Annotated in this window: 17 protein-coding genes and 1 riboswitch; of the genes, 12 read left to right on the top strand and 5 right to left on the bottom strand. The window is 34.1% G+C overall.

Features of this window, described 5'->3' with window-relative positions:
• Positions 1-38 precede the first annotated feature (38 nt).
• From argR to A9G09_RS07960, 3 genes are all read left to right on the top strand, one after another.
• Positions 39-497, top strand: coding sequence for a transcriptional regulator ArgR (gene argR / locus A9G09_RS07970; protein WP_065634336.1), 459 nt, complete (start codon positions 39-41; stop codon positions 495-497).
• A gap of 103 nt (positions 498-600) precedes the next feature.
• A riboswitch (Lysine riboswitch) is annotated at positions 601-775 on the top strand.
• A gap of 81 nt (positions 776-856) precedes the next feature.
• The gene (gene lysC, locus A9G09_RS07965; protein ID WP_065634335.1) at positions 857-2,218 is read left to right on the top strand and encodes a lysine-sensitive aspartokinase 3; all 1,362 of its coding nucleotides are present in this window, start codon (positions 857-859) and stop codon (positions 2,216-2,218) included.
• Between the two features lie 363 nt (positions 2,219-2,581).
• A complete protein-coding gene (locus tag A9G09_RS07960) occupies positions 2,582-2,824 on the top strand; it encodes a GlsB/YeaQ/YmgE family stress response membrane protein (protein ID WP_065634334.1) in 243 nt (80 codons plus the stop codon).
• Between the two features lie 79 nt (positions 2,825-2,903).
• Here A9G09_RS07960 and A9G09_RS07955 read toward each other — a convergent pair whose 3' ends face one another.
• Positions 2,904-3,251: a hypothetical protein gene (locus tag A9G09_RS07955; protein ID WP_065634333.1), complete on the bottom strand. Its 348-nt coding sequence runs from the start codon at positions 3,249-3,251 to the stop codon at positions 2,904-2,906.
• 111 nt (positions 3,252-3,362) lie between these two features.
• Between A9G09_RS07955 and cysS the strand changes: the two genes are divergently transcribed.
• Entirely contained in the window at positions 3,363-4,757 is a 1,395-nt protein-coding gene (gene cysS, locus A9G09_RS07950; protein ID WP_065634332.1) for a cysteine--tRNA ligase, read from the top strand.
• A 55-nt stretch (positions 4,758-4,812) separates the two neighbouring features.
• Here cysS and trmJ read toward each other — a convergent pair whose 3' ends face one another.
• Positions 4,813-5,541 (bottom strand): tRNA (cytosine(32)/uridine(32)-2'-O)-methyltransferase TrmJ, encoded by a 729-nt coding sequence (gene trmJ, locus A9G09_RS07945; protein WP_065634375.1) that lies wholly within the window; start codon positions 5,539-5,541, stop codon positions 4,813-4,815.
• A 256-nt stretch (positions 5,542-5,797) separates the two neighbouring features.
• On the opposite strand from trmJ, the gene raiA reads away from it, so the two are divergent.
• The 5 genes from raiA to A9G09_RS07920 all read left to right on the top strand — a co-directional run bounded on the left by raiA (position 5,798) and on the right by A9G09_RS07920 (position 11,266).
• Positions 5,798-6,130, top strand: a complete 333-nt coding sequence (raiA, locus tag A9G09_RS07940; RefSeq protein ID WP_065634331.1) for a ribosome-associated translation inhibitor RaiA — start codon at positions 5,798-5,800, stop codon at positions 6,128-6,130.
• Positions 6,131-6,229: 99 nt separating this feature from the next.
• Positions 6,230-7,381, top strand: a complete 1,152-nt coding sequence (gene pheA, locus A9G09_RS07935) for a bifunctional chorismate mutase/prephenate dehydratase (protein ID WP_065634330.1) — start codon at positions 6,230-6,232, stop codon at positions 7,379-7,381.
• 9 nt (positions 7,382-7,390) lie between these two features.
• Positions 7,391-8,428, top strand: a complete 1,038-nt coding sequence (gene mutY, locus A9G09_RS07930) for an A/G-specific adenine glycosylase (RefSeq protein WP_065634329.1) — start codon at positions 7,391-7,393, stop codon at positions 8,426-8,428.
• 69 nt (positions 8,429-8,497) lie between these two features.
• Positions 8,498-9,673 carry an MFS transporter gene (locus A9G09_RS07925; RefSeq protein WP_065634328.1) on the top strand — a complete coding sequence of 392 codons (1,176 nt, stop codon included), beginning with the start codon at positions 8,498-8,500 and terminating at the stop codon, positions 9,671-9,673.
• A gap of 552 nt (positions 9,674-10,225) precedes the next feature.
• Positions 10,226-11,266 (top strand): NADH:flavin oxidoreductase/NADH oxidase, encoded by a 1,041-nt coding sequence (locus A9G09_RS07920; protein WP_065634327.1) that lies wholly within the window; start codon positions 10,226-10,228, stop codon positions 11,264-11,266.
• Between the two features lie 63 nt (positions 11,267-11,329).
• Here A9G09_RS07920 and A9G09_RS07915 read toward each other — a convergent pair whose 3' ends face one another.
• Together A9G09_RS07915 and A9G09_RS07910 are read right to left on the bottom strand one after the other, a co-directional pair.
• Complete coding sequence (locus tag A9G09_RS07915; protein ID WP_065634326.1) at positions 11,330-12,514, bottom strand: FAD-dependent monooxygenase; 1,185 nt, start codon at positions 12,512-12,514, stop codon at positions 11,330-11,332.
• A 14-nt stretch (positions 12,515-12,528) separates the two neighbouring features.
• Positions 12,529-12,705, bottom strand: a complete 177-nt coding sequence (locus A9G09_RS07910) for a Sec-independent protein translocase subunit TatA (RefSeq protein ID WP_065634325.1) — start codon at positions 12,703-12,705, stop codon at positions 12,529-12,531.
• Between A9G09_RS07910 and A9G09_RS12895 the strand changes: the two genes are divergently transcribed.
• From A9G09_RS12895 to A9G09_RS07900, 3 genes are all read left to right on the top strand, one after another.
• The gene (locus A9G09_RS12895; protein ID WP_176700967.1) at positions 12,699-12,875 is read left to right on the top strand and encodes a hypothetical protein; all 177 of its coding nucleotides are present in this window, start codon (positions 12,699-12,701) and stop codon (positions 12,873-12,875) included. The two genes, A9G09_RS07910 and A9G09_RS12895, sit on opposite strands and share 7 nt — an antisense overlap.
• Before the next feature lie 478 nt (positions 12,876-13,353).
• Positions 13,354-14,040: a LexA family transcriptional regulator gene (locus A9G09_RS07905; RefSeq protein ID WP_065634324.1), complete on the top strand. Its 687-nt coding sequence runs from the start codon at positions 13,354-13,356 to the stop codon at positions 14,038-14,040.
• A 254-nt stretch (positions 14,041-14,294) separates the two neighbouring features.
• Complete coding sequence (locus tag A9G09_RS07900) at positions 14,295-16,130, top strand: ABC transporter ATP-binding protein (RefSeq protein WP_065634323.1); 1,836 nt, start codon at positions 14,295-14,297, stop codon at positions 16,128-16,130.
• A 60-nt stretch (positions 16,131-16,190) separates the two neighbouring features.
• Here A9G09_RS07900 and dacB read toward each other — a convergent pair whose 3' ends face one another.
• Positions 16,191-17,624: a serine-type D-Ala-D-Ala carboxypeptidase gene (gene dacB, locus A9G09_RS07895; protein WP_065634322.1), complete on the bottom strand. Its 1,434-nt coding sequence runs from the start codon at positions 17,622-17,624 to the stop codon at positions 16,191-16,193.
• Positions 17,625-17,726: the final 102 nt, after the last annotated feature.

Raw genomic sequence — 17,726 nt, 5'->3', positions numbered from 1 at the left:
ATAAAACAACCGTCATAAATGAATTCCTAAGGAGAATTATGAAACAAGACGATCTGACTAAAACTTTTAAAGAAATGCTGCTGCAAGAAAAATTTAGTTCTCAAATTAGTATTGTGCAAGCGTTGCAAGAACAAGGATTTGATAATATTAACCAATCCAAAGTTTCCAGAATGTTAACCAAATTTGGCGCAGTTAGAACTCGTAATGCCAAATCCGAAATGGTTTATTGTCTACCTGCTGAAATGAGCGTTCCAACAACCAGCAGTCCTTTAAAAAATTTAGTCGTTGATATTGATTATAATAGTTCGATGGTGGTGATTCGTACCAGCCCTGGAGCCGCTCAACTTATTGCCAGATTACTTGATTCCATTGGCAAGTCAGAAGGCATTTTAGGTTCAATAGCTGGTGATGATACTATCTTTAGTACACCAACTAAATCTTGTTCTGTTAAACATTTATATCAAACTATTATTCAACTATTTGAACAAGAATTATAATCAATGATTGAACATTACTGCATTAATATTTCGCACTTAACCTATTGACAGATATGACAGAATCGTTAATTCTATATAGCGACACTATTGTAACTCGAGTTACATATAAAGAAGAGGCGCATTACTCAGGTAAATTATTTTAGGTTCTGGAACCTGTTATAAATAATGGAGGGGATGTAATGCCGAGGTTTGGTTAAGCTTCCAGAAATTAACCAGATCGACTACAAGGGCTGAATCCCTTGGGTTGTCACCTAAGCAGGTGGAGCGCTTCCAGGTCTGTACTTTTTCAACGAGAATGTAAATAGCACATACCCTCGCTCTATCTCTGTTAAAAATTAAATTTTTAATATGAGGAATTCATGGAAACATCATTTGTCATTGCCAAATTTGGTGGTACTAGTGTTGCTGATTATTCAGCAATGGTAAATAGCGCTAACATTGTTATTGCTAACCCTAATGTAAAAGTTGTTGTGTTATCAGCATCGGCTGGAATTACAAACTTACTGGTCGCTTTAGCCGAAGGTCGTGATGCAGAAGTTAGAGCACAGCACATTGCAAAAATCCAATCTATTCAATATAACATTTTAGAAAATCTACCCGAAAACCAAACCTTAAGAGCTGAAATAGATCAAATCATCGCAAATATTGCCTCTTTATCAGAAGCAGCTAGCCTTGCAACCTCAGCGGCTTTAACCGACGAACTAGTCAGTCATGGCGAAATTATGTCGTCAAAATTATTTGTCGAAATATTACGAGAAAAACAAAAAAATGCCATGTGGTTTGATGTTCGCAAAGTTATGCGCACTGATGATAATTTTGGTAAAGCTCAACCTAAAATTGACGAAATTAAGCAACTTTGTTGCGCTCATCTTAAATCCTTAAATGGTAATGCATTGATTGTCACACAAGGTTTTATTGGTAGTGAAGCTAGCGGTAAAACAACGACATTAGGACGAGGAGGAAGTGATTATACAGCAGCGTTACTTGGTGAAGCATTAAATGCGAGTCAAATTGATATTTGGACGGATGTTGCCGGCATTTATACAACAGATCCACGAATTACACCAACAGCCAAACGTATTGATGAAATATCGTTTGCCGAAGCTGCTGAAATGGCAACCTTTGGTGCCAAAGTTTTGCATCCAGCAACATTAGTACCGGCTGTTAGAAGTAATATTCCGGTATTTGTTGGTTCGAGTAAAGCACCAGAAGAAGGGGGAACTATTGTTTACAATACCCATAGCATCGAATCAAATCTACCTTCCTTTAGAGCATTAGCACTTCGTCGAAAACAAACCCTTGTAACATTAACAAGTTTAAATATGTTACATGCTCAAGGTTTTTTGGCTAACGTCTTTACTATTTTAGCTAAACACAATATTTCGGTTGATTTAGTCACAACGTCTGAAGTAAGTATTGCCTTAACGATTGATACTACCGGCACCAACACTAACGGTGGCAGTTTATTAACTAAAGAGTTGTTTGATGAACTTTCTGGTTTATGTCATGTAGATGTTGAAGAAGATTTAGCGCTTATTGCAATTATTGGTAATCAATTAACCTCAACCAAAGGGATAGCTAAAGAAGTCTTTGGTGCTTTAGATGACTATATTATTCGACTGTGTTGTTATGGTGCAAGTACACATAATTTATGTCTTTTAGCCAGAAGTCACGATGCTGAATCCATCATAAAAATTTTACATAAAACAATTTTTGAATAGATACCGCTAGCAAGGGAAGGTTAATAGCCTTCCTTGTTTCTATTAACCTGCTCCAAACCTATCACATCGATAAAATAGCTCATAAAACAAACGGTATAAAAACCTAGTATCTAACTAAAAATAATTGTAAACTATATTACAAATGATTAGATGAATATCCCTCTTCAATATAACGACTTATTTAATCATTTGTTACTAATGTATCTACTTGCTATTTCTTTTATCTACATATTCTTACTATTAATAAGATGTTAAGTTCAATCAATTAAATTAATTTATTAAATTACAAACATTATTTATTAATTTTTTTATACACTGATAGTCATCATACATTTACACTTAATCAAACAAAGGAAATTCATTATGGGTCTATTAAGTTGGATTATTTTAGGATTACTTGCTGGTTGGATCGCCAAATTTTTTATGCCACTAGGTAAAGTGGGTGTCATTAAAACGATTATTCTGGGTATTGCAGGTGCGCTAGTTGGCGGATACATCAGTACTTTCTTCGGTCTAGGAAGCGTCAATGGTTTTAACTTCTATAGTCTGTTAATTTCAGTATTAGGGGCAATATTGCTTATTTATATTTATCGTTTACTGAAATAATATTCTTACTTAAATCTAAATTGGCGAGTTAACTCGCCAATTTTCACTTATCTATCCAACTAAAGTTCTTTCATTTATATTAATGTTTAAAACCTATTAATTTTAGTAGCTTTTTAAGTACCCAAATTAATATATATACACATAAGATAATGCTTAGTAAAGCACCCAAAGCCCCTAAAAGGCATACTAAAAAAATAACAAAAAGTGCAATAAACTTATAAAATCCTATATCGCCAAAGCCACCTAACCTCCTGTTAACAGCCTCCACAAATAATAATATTGCTAAAAAAATCCACGCAAGCCAAAATAGTAATTTTTTAAAGCGATTATTAAATTCAATTTCCATTACAAAACTAATAACTTCAATAGCCATTAATATTACAATAAAACTATACAAAAAAGTTATTCCCCAAATTTGTGATATCATCAATTAATTCCATTTAATTTATTTAATGAGATAATAAGAAATAATTTCGCCACTTCTAGTTTTTTGTTATATTAAACACTAAAATTTATCAAATTTATTCTGCAGGATCAAATGCTCAAAATATTTAATACATTATCTCGTGAGAAAGAAATATTTAAACCAATTACACCAAATAAAGTTGGGCTATATGTTTGTGGTGTTACTATCTATGATCTATGCCATATTGGTCATGGTCGTACTTTTGTCGCGTTTGATGTGGTCACCCGTTATTTACGTTTTTTAGGTTATGATTTAACTTATGTTCGTAATATTACCGACGTTGATGATAAAATTATAAAACGAGCACTCGAAAATGGCGAAACCTGTGATCAGCTAACTGAACGAATGTTGAAAGAAATGTACGCCGATTTTGATGCACTTAATATTAAACGTCCTGATGTTGAACCTCGCGCTACTCATCATATGCCACAAATTATCGATTTAGTGCAAGAGCTAATTAAAAAAGATCATGCTTATATTGCTGATAATGGTGATGTTATGTTCTCGGTCGAAAGTGATGCTAATTATGGTATTTTATCACGTCAAAATCTTGAACAATTACAAGCTGGTGCTCGAGTAGATGTTGTTGATGTCAAACGAAATCCAATGGATTTTGTACTTTGGAAAATGTCCAAACCTAACGAACCTAGTTGGGATTCCCCTTGGGGTAAAGGCCGCCCAGGTTGGCACATTGAATGTTCAGCAATGAATAGTTATCAATTAGGTCATCATTTTGATATCCATGGTGGCGGTTCTGATTTAATGTTCCCACACCATGAAAATGAGATTGCTCAATCAACTTGTGCACACAATGGTGAATATGTTAATTACTGGATGCATTCCGGTATGGTGATGATCGACCAAGAAAAAATGTCAAAATCACTTAATAACTTTTTTACCATTCGTGATGTTTTAAAGCATTATGATCCGGAAACTGTACGTTATTTTCTACTTTCAGGTCACTATCGTAGCCAGCTAAACTATAGCGAAGAAAATTTAAAACAAGCAAGAATGGCTTTAGAGCGATTATATACAGCTTTACGCGATACTGATATCAATTATCCTTATACATTATCAACAGATAGCCAATATTATGGTCAATTTTGCGATGCCATGAATGATGATTTTAATACGCCAGAAGCTTATTCAACTTTATTTGATTTAGCTCGCGAAATTAATAAAGCTAAGGCTGAAAATGATACGACATTGGCTAATCAATTAGCAGCTCAATTGCGTTATTTAGCCAAAGTACTTGGTTTGTTAGAACAAGATCCAATAAAATTTTTACAAGGCGATAATCAAGACGCAGTAGATGTTGAATTAATTGAATCGTTAATTAAACAACGTAATGAAGCCCGTGCCACTAAAAATTGGGCTCTAGCCGACGAAGCCCGAGATAAGCTAAATGCCATGAATATTGTGCTCGAAGATGGCGCCACAGGAACCACTTGGCGTAAAAAGAGTTAAATAATGTAGTTCATCTAAAGATACCCCATATCCTTGTATGAGGTATCTTTAGGCTTTATAACTTTTTATCAATGGAAGTTAAAATTCCCCTCAAAATATTCAACTCTGATTGCTCAATTCGCGCACGAGTAAATAATCGACGCAAACGCCCCATAATTTGCCCAGGATGATTTGCATTAATAAAACCTGTTTGTAATAAAGTTTGTTCTAAGTGCTGATAAAACCGTTCAATATCTTCATCCTTTGGGAATTGTATAATTGAATCATCACTTTGGTTAGTTAAATCCGTTTGGCTATTTAACAGCGACATGCGAATCTCATAACATAACACTTGCACTGACATTGCTAAGTTTAATGAACTGTAATCGGGATTGGCAGGAATACCAACATGATAATGACATTTTTGCAGTTCATCATTGGTCAATCCAACACGCTCACGTCCAAAAACTAATGCGACATCTGCATTCTCGGTTGCTTCTTGAATTATTTTATCGCCACACTCTTTAGGCGTTAAATTGGGCCACTGTAAGCTACGTGGACGGGCACTCGTACCAATAACTAAACGACAATCGGCTATCGCTTGCTCAAGTGATGTAAAAATTTGCGCATTTTTAATAATATCGCTAGCACCAGCCGCTAACGAAATTGATTGCGAATCGGGTTTTATCACTGGATTGACTAAACAAAGATTCGATAGTCCCATGGTTTTCATTGCTCTAGCCGCAGATCCCATATTACCGGTATGAGAAGTTTCGACTAGCACAATTTTTACTTTATCTAAAATGTTCACATCATCCTCGTAAAAAATAAAACTATTGTTAGATCATATTAACAATTAGTATATAGTAAAAATGTTACAAATTGCAGTTTGACTATTGTTTGATTTGATACAAATATAAGATTTTTCTGGACAATAATCACAAAAAGTTGTTTTGAGTACAAATAACCTATTGACGAAATAAAAATAATTTGCCAATGTAGATAAATAAACACATAGTAGTGTTTGCTCAATTTGTAAGTAATCAAAGTGGAGGTCAATCATGACTTTAAGTATTACCAGTAAGCAAATGGACATTACTCCAGCAATTCGTAGCTATCTTGAAGATAAGTTTTCGAAATTAGATAAATGGAGAGCACTGTTAATCAACCCTCATTTTATTTTATCGAAAGAACCCGATGGATTTATAATTGATGCAACTATTGCAACTAAAGGTTCCCCTTTAGTTGCTTCGGCAAAACATAGCGATATGTATGCAGCAATTAATGCCCTTATTGAAAAACTTGAAAAACAACTTAATAAAATTCAACATAAAAGTGAATCTAGACGTGCTTGTGATAGTATAAAAGGCGCTGTTATTGAAGAAGAGTTGTAATTAATTATTTATTGAAATATAAGAAAAAGGCACTTTGATAGTGCCTTTATTTTTTTGCTTGTTATAATATAACTAACTTTTTTTATATAATGAATAAATATGACTGTAAATCCTTTGTTGCCTTTACGTGACCAAATTAACGAAATTGATCGAAACCTTCTTGAACTCATTGCTAAACGACGCGAACTTTCAACCAACGTTATTCAAACTAAAATTGCAGCGAATATTCCAGTACGTGATTTAGAACGTGAACGTTCGCTAGTAAAAGCGTTGATAAATCAAGGAAAAAACCATAACCTTGATGATTTACTGATCAGGCGTTTATACCAAATCATTATTGAAGATTCAGTTTTACTGCAACAAAAAATCTTACAAGAGAATCTAAACCAAAATTGTGTTACTAGTGCAAAAGTGGCTTTTTTAGGACCTAAAGGTTCCTATTCGCATTCCGCTGCTCGTCGTTATGCTAGCGCTAATTTAGAGCAGATGGTTGAATCAAGTTGCTCAACGTTTAAAGATGTCTTTGAAAAAATTGAACATAATTTGGTAGATTATGGCATACTTCCGATTGAAAACTCGAGTTCAGGATCAATAAATGAAGTTTATGATCTACTGCAAAAAACACATTTACATATTATTGCAGAATTGTCATTACCTATAGATCACTGCATCCTTGCTATACCAAATACTGAGCTTGATAAAATTGATACCATATACAGCCATCCACAACCTTTTCAACAATGCAGTAATTTTCTAGAAAATTATCCGCATTGGAAAATCGTTTACTGTGATAGTACGTCATCAGCAATGGAAACCGTTGCTAAATTAAATAAGCCTAATGTTGCAGCGATAGGCAATAAAGATGGTGGAGAGTTATATGGACTTAAAATGCTTGAACATAATTTTGCCAACCAAAAGCAAAATATCACTCGCTTTATTGTACTTGCACGAGAACCGATTGACGTATCCGATCAAATTCCGGCTAAAACGACAATTTTAATGAAGACTGGTCAACAAGCAGGGGCGTTAGTTGATGCACTATTAGTACTACGTAATCATAATATTGTGATGACTAAACTTGAGTCACGACCTATTCATGGTACCCCATGGGAAGAGATGTTTTACATCGATTTACAAGGCAACATCCATTCAGATGAAATGCAAACAGCACTAAAAGAGTTAGCATCCATAACACTCTATACTAAAGTATTAGGTTGCTACCCAAGTGACTCGGTTGCGGCTATAGTCTAACTAGTGAAAATGATGCAACATTTTTCTCAAGCGGTCATTCGCTGGTATGAGCAATTTGGTAGAAAGACGCTGCCATGGCAAATAGAAAAAAGCCCCTATCATGTCTGGTTGTCGGAAGTTATGTTGCAACAAACCCAAGTTGCCACAGTTATTCCCTACTTTAAACGATTCATTGCGCATTTTCCTAAGATTTCTGATCTTGCTCATGCACCTATTGACGATGTTCTACATCTTTGGACTGGACTTGGTTATTATGCTCGTGCGCGTAATTTGCATAAAGCCGCACAAATTGTAAATGACAAATTTAAAGGTATATTTCCAACTCGTTTTGATGATGTTGTAGCATTACCAGGAGTCGGGCGCTCTACTGCCGGTGCTATTTTGTCATTATCACAAAATCAACGTTTTGCTATCTTAGATGGTAATGTTAAACGAGTACTGACTCGTTATTTTGCTGTAGATGGCTGGCCTGGCAACAAAACTATCGAAAATAGGCTATGGCAGTTGAGTGAACAAGTTACGCCAAAACACGATGTGGCAAAATTTAATCAAGCTATGATGGATATAGGCGCGACAGTTTGTACGCGTTCTAAACCAAAGTGTAGCTTATGTCCACTCAATGATGGGTGTATAGCTTACAAAACCGAAAGTTGGCAACATTTTCCAACTAAAAAACCAAAATCAACGCTTCCTGAAAAAACCGCTTATTTTTTGATACTAGAATATCAACACGCAATATGGTTAGAAAAAAGACCGCCATCAGGAATTTGGGGAGGCTTATATTGCTTACCCGAATTTGCAAATCAACAAGCATTACAAGATTGGTTAATCCAAAGGGGAATTGAAACCACGCCGCTAGAGCAATTAGTTTCGTTTCGACATACTTTTAGCCATTTTCACTTAGATATTATACCGATGAAATGTATTATCACTAATCATAAAAAGTGTTTAGATGAGAGCAATGGTTATTGGTATAATTTAAAAACTGAGAATGCAAAAATTGGCTTGGCAACGCCAATTTATAATTTACTAAAACAATTCGTTTAATTTCAAGCCAAGTTTTTCTACCTATATTTTTCGTATATAATTGCCGATTATTTTTATTTAAAATAGCTAATGAACAATACACAAAATCAAGCTTTGTCTAAATGGTTAATCTTTTTAATGGCATTTGCAATAGGTATTACTATTGCTAGTAATTACTATGCACAACCTCTGTTACACTCTATTACCAATGATTTAAACATTGCAGTTGAACACTCAGGGGCGATCATTATGACTGCACAGTTTAGTTATGCTGTCGGCTTATTATTTATTACGCCGCTAGGTGATAAACTCGAACGTAAAAAATTGATACTAATTTTAATGATCTTATCAACATGTGGTCTTATTATTAGCGCTTTATCGATTAATTTATGGATGCTAATACTAGGAACCGCTTTGACAGGACTCTTTTCAACTGTCGCCCAGGTATTAATTCCATTCGCTGCGACCTTATCAAAACCTGAGCATCGAGGAAAGGTGGTTGGTACATTAATGAGCGGTATGTTATTAGGTATATTATTAGGTCGAACTTTTGCAGGGGCTATTTCGTCAAATGCCGACTGGCATTATGTCTATTGGATTGCGGCAACTATTATGATCACTGTCACTGTGTTACTTGGTTTTTATTTACCTACCTATCGCAATACCATTAATATTAATTATTTCAAACTATTATTATCAATCGGCACACTCTATAAGCAAGAACCAATACTAAGAATTCGTTCGCTACTGGCAATTATTTCTTTTGCCCTATTTTCACTATTATGGACGCCACTTGCGTTTTTATTGACTGACGCGCCCTACCATTATTCTGATTTTATTATTGGCCTGTTTGGCTTAGCAGGAGCAGCTGGTGCTCTTGGCTCACCCATTGTCGGAAAATTATCCGATATAGGTAAAGGCACACTAGCGACAACCATTGGTTTATGTTTATTACTACTATCTTGGCTACCACTTTCACTAGCGCAGTATTCAATCATAGCGCTAATTTTAGGCGTAATATTGCTCGATTTTTCGGTACAAGTTACCCATGTTTCTAATATGAGTGCTATTTATCAAATTAGACCTGAAGCCCGCAGTCGAATGAACACGGGTTATATGGTTTGCTATTTTATAGGTGGCATGCTGGGCTCGGTTACCTCAACCTACTTATTTAGCCACTACGGTTGGGTATCGATAGCCATTACCGGAACGCTATTGGGTTTGTTTGGTATCATCAGTTGGTATATTTACAATAATAAAAAATAGTTCAATCATTTAGATCTAACTCATTAATATCATAAAATAGCTCAACCCTATTTTTTAATAAAAATATTTGAGCTTTAGTTAATAAAGTTTTACGCATTGTTTATAATCTTATTTTTTCTTCTGCTTAAACAAACCGAATTGTTGATTGTTTAAGATGATCGATTAAATAACCATAATTAACTCTTGATTTTATTATAGATTGGCCTAATTAAGATTCTTGGCACAAGGATTAATCCGAATTGAAAATAATAAAAATTGATATCGTTCATATCATTAAATAGAGTAAAAACTAATACTATACCCTTTTGCACATAACAAGGTGAAACTAAATAATCCTCTTCTTGCTTAGAATAAGATTATTTATAATACAACAGCTCAATAGCAGTTAATATTGAAAAGTACATCGTTGTTCTATAAATTAAAGCAACCATTATGGTCGTAATCATCACTAAAATGCTTTCATTAATATTTAATAATCATAAAGATACCATCAATATTTTTAAATAAAAAACGGTTTAATGATCCAATTACTCAATACTTAAGGAGTCATTTATGGCAAAAATTTCATATCTTAATACGCCATTTACTGTAAAAAAATTAACACTAAAAAATCGTATTGTGATGCCGCCAATGTGTCAATATCAAGCAACGGATGGCGTGCCTAATGATTGGCACTTTGTTCACTATGTATCGCGTGCGGTAGGGGGTGTTGGATTAATTATTGTAGAAATGACTAATATCGCACCAAATGGTCGAATCTCGCCAAATTGTCTGGGTTTATGGAATGATGAGCAAAAAGATCAATTCAAACGAATTGTTGATGCGGTACATGCACAAAATGGCAAAATCGCTATCCAAATTGCCCATGCCGGACGCAAAGCATTAGGTACATCTGATGTTGTTTCCTGCTCACCAATTAAATATGATGGCGCTAACGAAGCCATGGAAAAATGGCAATACCAAACACCTCGCGAATTGTCGAAAGATGAAATCATCGAGATAATTGAAAAATTCAAACAATCGACCCAAAGAGCAATTGCAGCTGGGTTTGACGCGATTGAAATACATGCGGCACATGGCTATTTGATCCATCAATTTTGCTCACCAAAAAGTAATCACCGGACTGATGAATATGGCCAAGATAAATTATTATTTGCTAAGCAAGTTATCAAAGCCGTCAAATCAGTAATGCCATCGGATATGCCTTTAATTGTTCGTTTTTCAGCCCAAGAATATGGAAAGGACGGCTATGATGTTGAGTATGGGCGTAAGTTGGCCAAATGCTTTGCTGATGCTGGAGCAGACGTATTAGATGTCAGTGGTGGGGGTGACGGGCAGTTAGATCCAGCACATACCCCTGAATTTCATGCTGGTTATCAAGTTTATTTAGCGCAAAGCATTCGCAAAATAACAAATTTGCCGATTATTACCGTAGGTATGCTCGAAGATCCTTATGTAGCTGATTATGTATTAAGTACCAAAGATGCTGATCTTATTGGCATTGGACGAGGATTATTACGCGATCCATATTGGGCTTTACATATCCCATCCTCACCATTTATACCAAGCTCTTATGCTGTAGCTTTTAAATAACTCAGTTTTATACTTCATTATCCATCAAGTCATGCTTAAGGGTAATGAAGTAATAAATTTCACTTAAATATGCATAGCATATTTAATTAACTGTTTTTTGATAGGAGAGCAATGATCAATAGTATTCATACCAACTGTTCTTATTAATTTTTTAACAAGGTTATCACCGTTAAACATATCCTGTATGGTTCGCATAGCAGTTAACATCACTAAGGTATCTTTTCGACGCATAAATTGAAACAATTTTAAATTATCAACTAATCCAAAATCTTTTTGTTGATTAATTAATTTTTTAATTGTTGTAACCAGTAATGCTGAATCTTGAAATCCTAAATTGACGCCTTGCCCTGCTAAAGGGTGAATGGTATGAGCAGCATCACCAATTAACACTAAACGATGTTTAATAAATTGTCTTGCTAAACGTGCTTTCAACGGAAAAACCATTCTTGGATTGATTAACTGACATTGACCGACTTTATCACCCGTTAAATGAAATAATTCATTGCAGAAATCTGATTCTGACATTGAAGATAGCATTGCCGCATTATCAGGCTTGGTTGACCAAACCAAACAACTTTTATTTTGTTGCCAAAGAGGCAAAAAAGCGACAATACCGTTCGGATAAAAAATCTGTCTTGCACAAGATTGATGTGGGTAACTCGTTTCAACTGTCGTTATTACAGCATGATGAATATAATTACGCTCAAAAACAGAAATGTTTTCTTGCTTGCGAATCCAAGAGTGAGCACCATCGGCACCAATAACTAATTTAGCATATAATACAGTTTCATTAGATAATGTTAGGCAAGCGTAATCTTGGCTAAACTCACTATTAATTGCTTGATCATGATAAATGGTGATGTTAGTACGTGATAATGCGTATTGATAAAGATAGTGAGATATTACATCATTTTCAATGATATAACCAAGATTAGTATAACCATAATCTTTGGCATGAGCAGCTAAATGTGCTTGACCATTTTTTTCCCAAACACCTATTTCAGAAAAATCTTGTACTCGTTTACTTGCTAATAAATCATCCCATATCCCAATTTGCGCAAAATAACGCTGACTAGCATTATTTATTGCAGACGCTCGAATACCTATCTCATCATAAAATAATTGTTGATGCTGATGAATGTTAACATCGATAAGCGCAATGTTTAAACCATGTTGACTAAGTGCGCAAGCAGTTGCTAAACCAACTAATCCGCCACCAACAATAGCAATATCAAAATTTTTATTCATACCAACAAATATCGCTACTTATTATCAAGTTTATTATCGTTTTTGACTTCAGTGTCATCATCATTCATCGCTTTTTTAAACCCTTTTAAAGCTGAACCCAAATCAGACCCTAAATTACGTAGTTTTTTTGTGCCAAATAATAAAATGACTACAGCAAGAAACACTAAAAGGTGTGGAATGCTAAATGACATATGAAAATCCTCTTTTAAAAAGTATTACTGCTATGCTTGATCCAAAACAACAAAACAGCGCTTATAGTATTGGCTCAATTATACTCTTTTTATTAAGGGATTTCACAACAAGTTATTTCAGAATAAAAAAAAGACCTGTATATAAATATACAGGCCAACATGAAATATAAGGAATATAAGGAAAGAAAACAATGAAAAATCCTTACCCTGCTTATTATCCATTTTTTTTCGTTTTAGTCAACGTTTTTTCTTTGCTTTCTTGTTTATTTAAAGAAAGGGTGCAAAATTAAAAATAAAACAAATAAAATCAGTAAAATACAATATAATAACCACTTAATTATTTCATTTTAAATATTTTAACTTAAATCAAAAATCATTAAAAAAAACATATTAAATTATAAAAATACTTTATTTTTCGTATAAAATAACTTTTTTAAAACAGAAAAAAACACATCATCATTTTTTTAAAAACTCTAATTTTAAAACGTAAAATTAAAAAAAAATCAGAATATAAAACGAATAATTTAACCAAAATTAAGAAAAAACATTTTTAAATACAAACTATTCTGATAATCATATGTATAAAACTAAAAAAATATGCTCTATAATTAGTAAACGGATGAAAATAAAAAGTAGACAGAAATAAATATGATTAAAAATAAAAATGTTAAAACATTTAAAGATAGATTATATAGCTCTATGCAAGGTTTATCTGTTTCTGCCTTTGCTAAAAAATGTGATATGTCAGAGACTGTTATCAGAGACTACTTATCAGGTAAAACATATCCATCTCTTACACGCTTAGAAGTCATTGCAGAAAAATGTAATGTATCTTTCAACTGGCTTGCTACCGGTTATAAATTAGAAGTTTTCGATCCTAAAGACGAAGATGATGGTATTTATAACGAAAATATTTATCGAATTCCTGTTTATAAAAAACAGTTACCCACTAAAGAAGAAGCGCAAACTCAGCGTTATGTTCGTGAAACCCCACCAGTGATGAATTATCCTATTGTTGAGGGTTGGGCAGCTCATCGAGGCCTAGATATCCGAAAATTAATAATTTATTGGGCTAAAGGCGATCTAATGGCGCCAGACATTGAAAATAATAATGGGGTTATCATCAACACACAAGAAAGTGAACTTATTGATGGTGCCATTTATTTAATCGAATATGAAAATTTTACCTTGCTTAGGAAAATACGATTAACACTGGGCAGTTGGATCTTAATTTGTAACAATAACCAATATCCCACTATTGAGGTTCCGAAAGCTCATTTCGAAAAATACAATATTGTGGGTCGTGCAGTACAAATCATTAAAGATGTTTTTTAACACCATAAGTAGCAATCCAAATTAGTTCAGGCTATAATTTAAACACGAGGAAATTTACAACCTGTAATTTCCTCATTAATTTACTAATAGGTATAATTTTCCTACATCAGGTAGAAAGCTAAATAATGTTCATCTAAAAATATCACTCAACAATTTAGTGTTTAGATAATTTATATCTATAACTATTACCCGCATATTTCTATTGATCATTGATAAAAAATCAATGGCTAACCTTACTAATTATTGGGTCAATTATGTATCGATTTTTTGAAAAATTGGTGTCAGCTTATCCTAAAGATGACGCACAACCTACCGCTAAAAACTTTTTTAAATTTATTTGGCAATCCACAAAGGGAATTCGCATATTTATATTATCACTTATTATACTTAGTGGTTTAAGTGGCGCTTTTGAAGCTTTCTTATTTGCAGCTCTAGGTAAAGTAGTTGATTGGCTGGCTGTCATTGAGCCAAGTAAATTTTGGCAACAAGAAAAAAGTACCTTAATTTTATTTAGCTTAATCATTCTAGCAAGCACATTGATTATTGGCTTACAAACCATTATTAAGCATCAATCACTAGCTGGTAATTTTCCAATGAGATTACGTTGGAATCTACATCGCTTAGTCCTAAATCAAAGTATGCGATTTTTTCAAGACGAATTTGCAGGCAGAATATCAGCAAAAGTCATGCAAACAGCTCTTGCCGTTCGAGATACCTGTTTTTTAGTAGCAGATATTTTAGTTTATGTGCTTATCTCATTTATCACTATGGCAGCAATTATTGGACAACTCGATCCTTGGTTCTTATTACCTTTTTTTGGCTGGTGTATCCTTTTTGGCATAGCTATGTACTATTTCATTCCACGCTTAAGTAAAGTGGCGAGTATGCAGGCAGACGCCAGATCAACCATGACAGGGCGCGTGACAGATGCTTATACCAATATTATGACAGTAAAACTTTTTTCACATGCTGGCAATGAAGCTAAATATGCCCAAGAGTCGATGGATGAATTTTTAATTACAGTTAATAAACAAATGCGCCTAGTGAGCAGTTTTGAAATTGTGAATCATTTGCTTTCTATTTCACTGATTTTAAGTACGACAGCGATTTCACTATGGCTATGGAGCCAGCAATTAGTCGGAGTGGGTGCGATTGCCACAACAACCGCAGTTGCACTACGATTAAATGGTTTTTCACATTGGATCATGTGGGAAATAGCCTCCTTATTTGAAAACATTGGTGTTGTTAAAGATGGAATAAAAACTTTTTCAGCGACTCAAGCTGTCACAGATAAACCGGATGCAACTGAGCTTAAAGTCAATCAAGGTAAAATTGAATTTCAGCATATAGATTTTAATTATGATAAAAAACGGTTGAATGCGGTAATCGAGAATTTAGATCTTACTATCAATCCTGGTGAAAAAATTGGATTAGTTGGTCGTTCTGGTGCTGGTAAATCGACACTAATTAACTTGCTGCTACGTTTTTATGATTTACAAAGTGGTAAAATTACTATTGATGGTCAAGATATTACCAATGTTACCCAAGAAAGCTTACGTGCCAAAATTGGTATGGTCACCCAAGATACCTCACTACTGCATCGTTCAGTAAAAGAAAATTTACTTTATGGTAATAATCAAGCCAGTGAGCAAGAGATGATCATAGCGGCGAAAAAAGCCCATGCCGATGACTTTATTCAAACATTAGTCGATGCTAAAGGTAGAACAGGTTATAACGCCTATGTAGGCGAGCGAGGTATAAAATTATCAGGAGGGCAAAGACAACGTATCGCAATTGCTAGAGTCATTTTAAAAAATGCCCCTATTTTACTTTTGGATGAAGCAACAAGTGCACTTGATTCTGAAATAGAGCAAGCCATTCAAGAAAGTTTATATACCTTAATGGAAGGAAAAACCGTTATTGCGATAGCCCATCGTTTATCCACCATTGCAGCAATGGATAGATTAGTGGTATTAGATCAAGGTAAAATCATTGAGCAAGGTACCCACCAACAGCTATTAAATAAAAATGGCTTATATGCACAGCTTTGGAAACATCAAAGTGGCGGCTTTTTGGGTGATAACCTTTAGCGAATTATCGATTAAAAAAGGAAGAATATACGCGCAAGTATAATCTTCCTGTAATACACATTAGTTAACAAAATTCTTATAAAATTCAGATTCAAATTTCATAATTGCACTTTTAGGCTCATTTTGGCTTTCAGCTTGATATCCTGACAGTAACTGAACAAAGGCAATATAACGACCATCTGATTTTTGAATAAATCCAGCTAAATTATAACTACCTTGTATATAACCAGTTTTCGCAATGATAGCTTCTTTAAACGGTGGTTGGCTAAAGCTTTTACGATACTGCAAAGTACCATCTATTCCTGCAATGGGCAGTTTTTCAATTATTCCTAAGCGTGCATTATTAGCTGCAATATATTGTAATACTTCCATTAATTTATCGGCACTAACTAAATTTAATCTAGACAATCCTGAACCATCCGCAATGACAAGATTCTCTAAATTAATTCCTGCTTTTTTGCGTAAAATTTGCTTTACCGCATCACTTCCATTACGCCAGGTGCCAGAGATATTAAAATAGTGGGCACCCAGAGTTCTAAATATAGCATCAGCATACAAGTTATTAGACTTTTTCAACATCACTGTTAATAAATCAGACAAAGGAGCTGACTGACTTGAGGTTAACAAGGTAAGTTGTGAGTTAGTTTTTTTGTTTTTTTCTATTATGCCACCGGTATAACTTATTTTTTGTGTTTTCAGTTCATTCTTTAAAATCGTTGAAAAATATTCAATACTATCAAGAACGGCAAACTTTAATGGCGTTTTATCGGCACTAGCTGAGATACACCCAGACAAATAATATCTATTTTTATCTGAATAACTCACATCAAGTTCGCAATATTTATCATTTAAATCTTTACTATTTGCAGCAACAGTCCGCACATCACTGGTAATTATCACAGGATTACTAGCGGCAACAGAAGCAGATGCAATTGCCCCAACTTTATTCGGTGTAATTGTTGCGTAAAAACAGTTATCATCAATTGTTGCGGCTGATGAAGGTGCGCTATAGCAAGCCGTTAAGTTATTCCATGACCAGCCTGGTGCTTTATCATGACTGGTAAAAATCGAGGTATCTAAAATTATATTACCTGCAATCTTTTCAATCCCTTTTTGGCGTAAAGCAATGAGCATACTGCGTAATTTTTCACGCGAAAACGTTGGATCACCACTTAATTGGATAATTAAATCACCATTTAATTGCTTATTGCTTATTGTGCCATTAGTTTGCATTCGCGTAATAAACCGAAAATCGCTACCTAACTCAAGTTCGGCTGCTAAAGCAGTAATCACTTTTTGCGTACTAGCCGGTTGCTTGAATTGATCACTTTTATATTTAGCTAAAAGTTTAGGATTATTCTCAACCGTCTGTACTAAAATTGATATATCACTGCCCTTGGGTAAAGTAGAAATATAAGGTTCAACAGATTGTGCTTGGAGTAGACTGGAAAAAAAAGCGATAATAAATAAGATAAATAGCCGAAAATTTAGCATGGAAGTTTGCTCGAAAGTTTAATAAACAAAGACAGTTTAAAGAATTTGATAAATATATCTTTTTTTGGTTTTGCTATCAATATATACTCAATCATTTTTATG

Origin of the sequence: Gilliamella sp. wkB292, from assembly GCF_001690235.1 — a bacterium.
GTDB classification, from domain to species: domain Bacteria; phylum Pseudomonadota; class Gammaproteobacteria; order Enterobacterales; family Orbaceae; genus Gilliamella; species Gilliamella apicola_F.
Note: the sequence above shows the minus strand (reverse complement) of the source record. Positions and strands in the feature narration are given on the sequence as shown.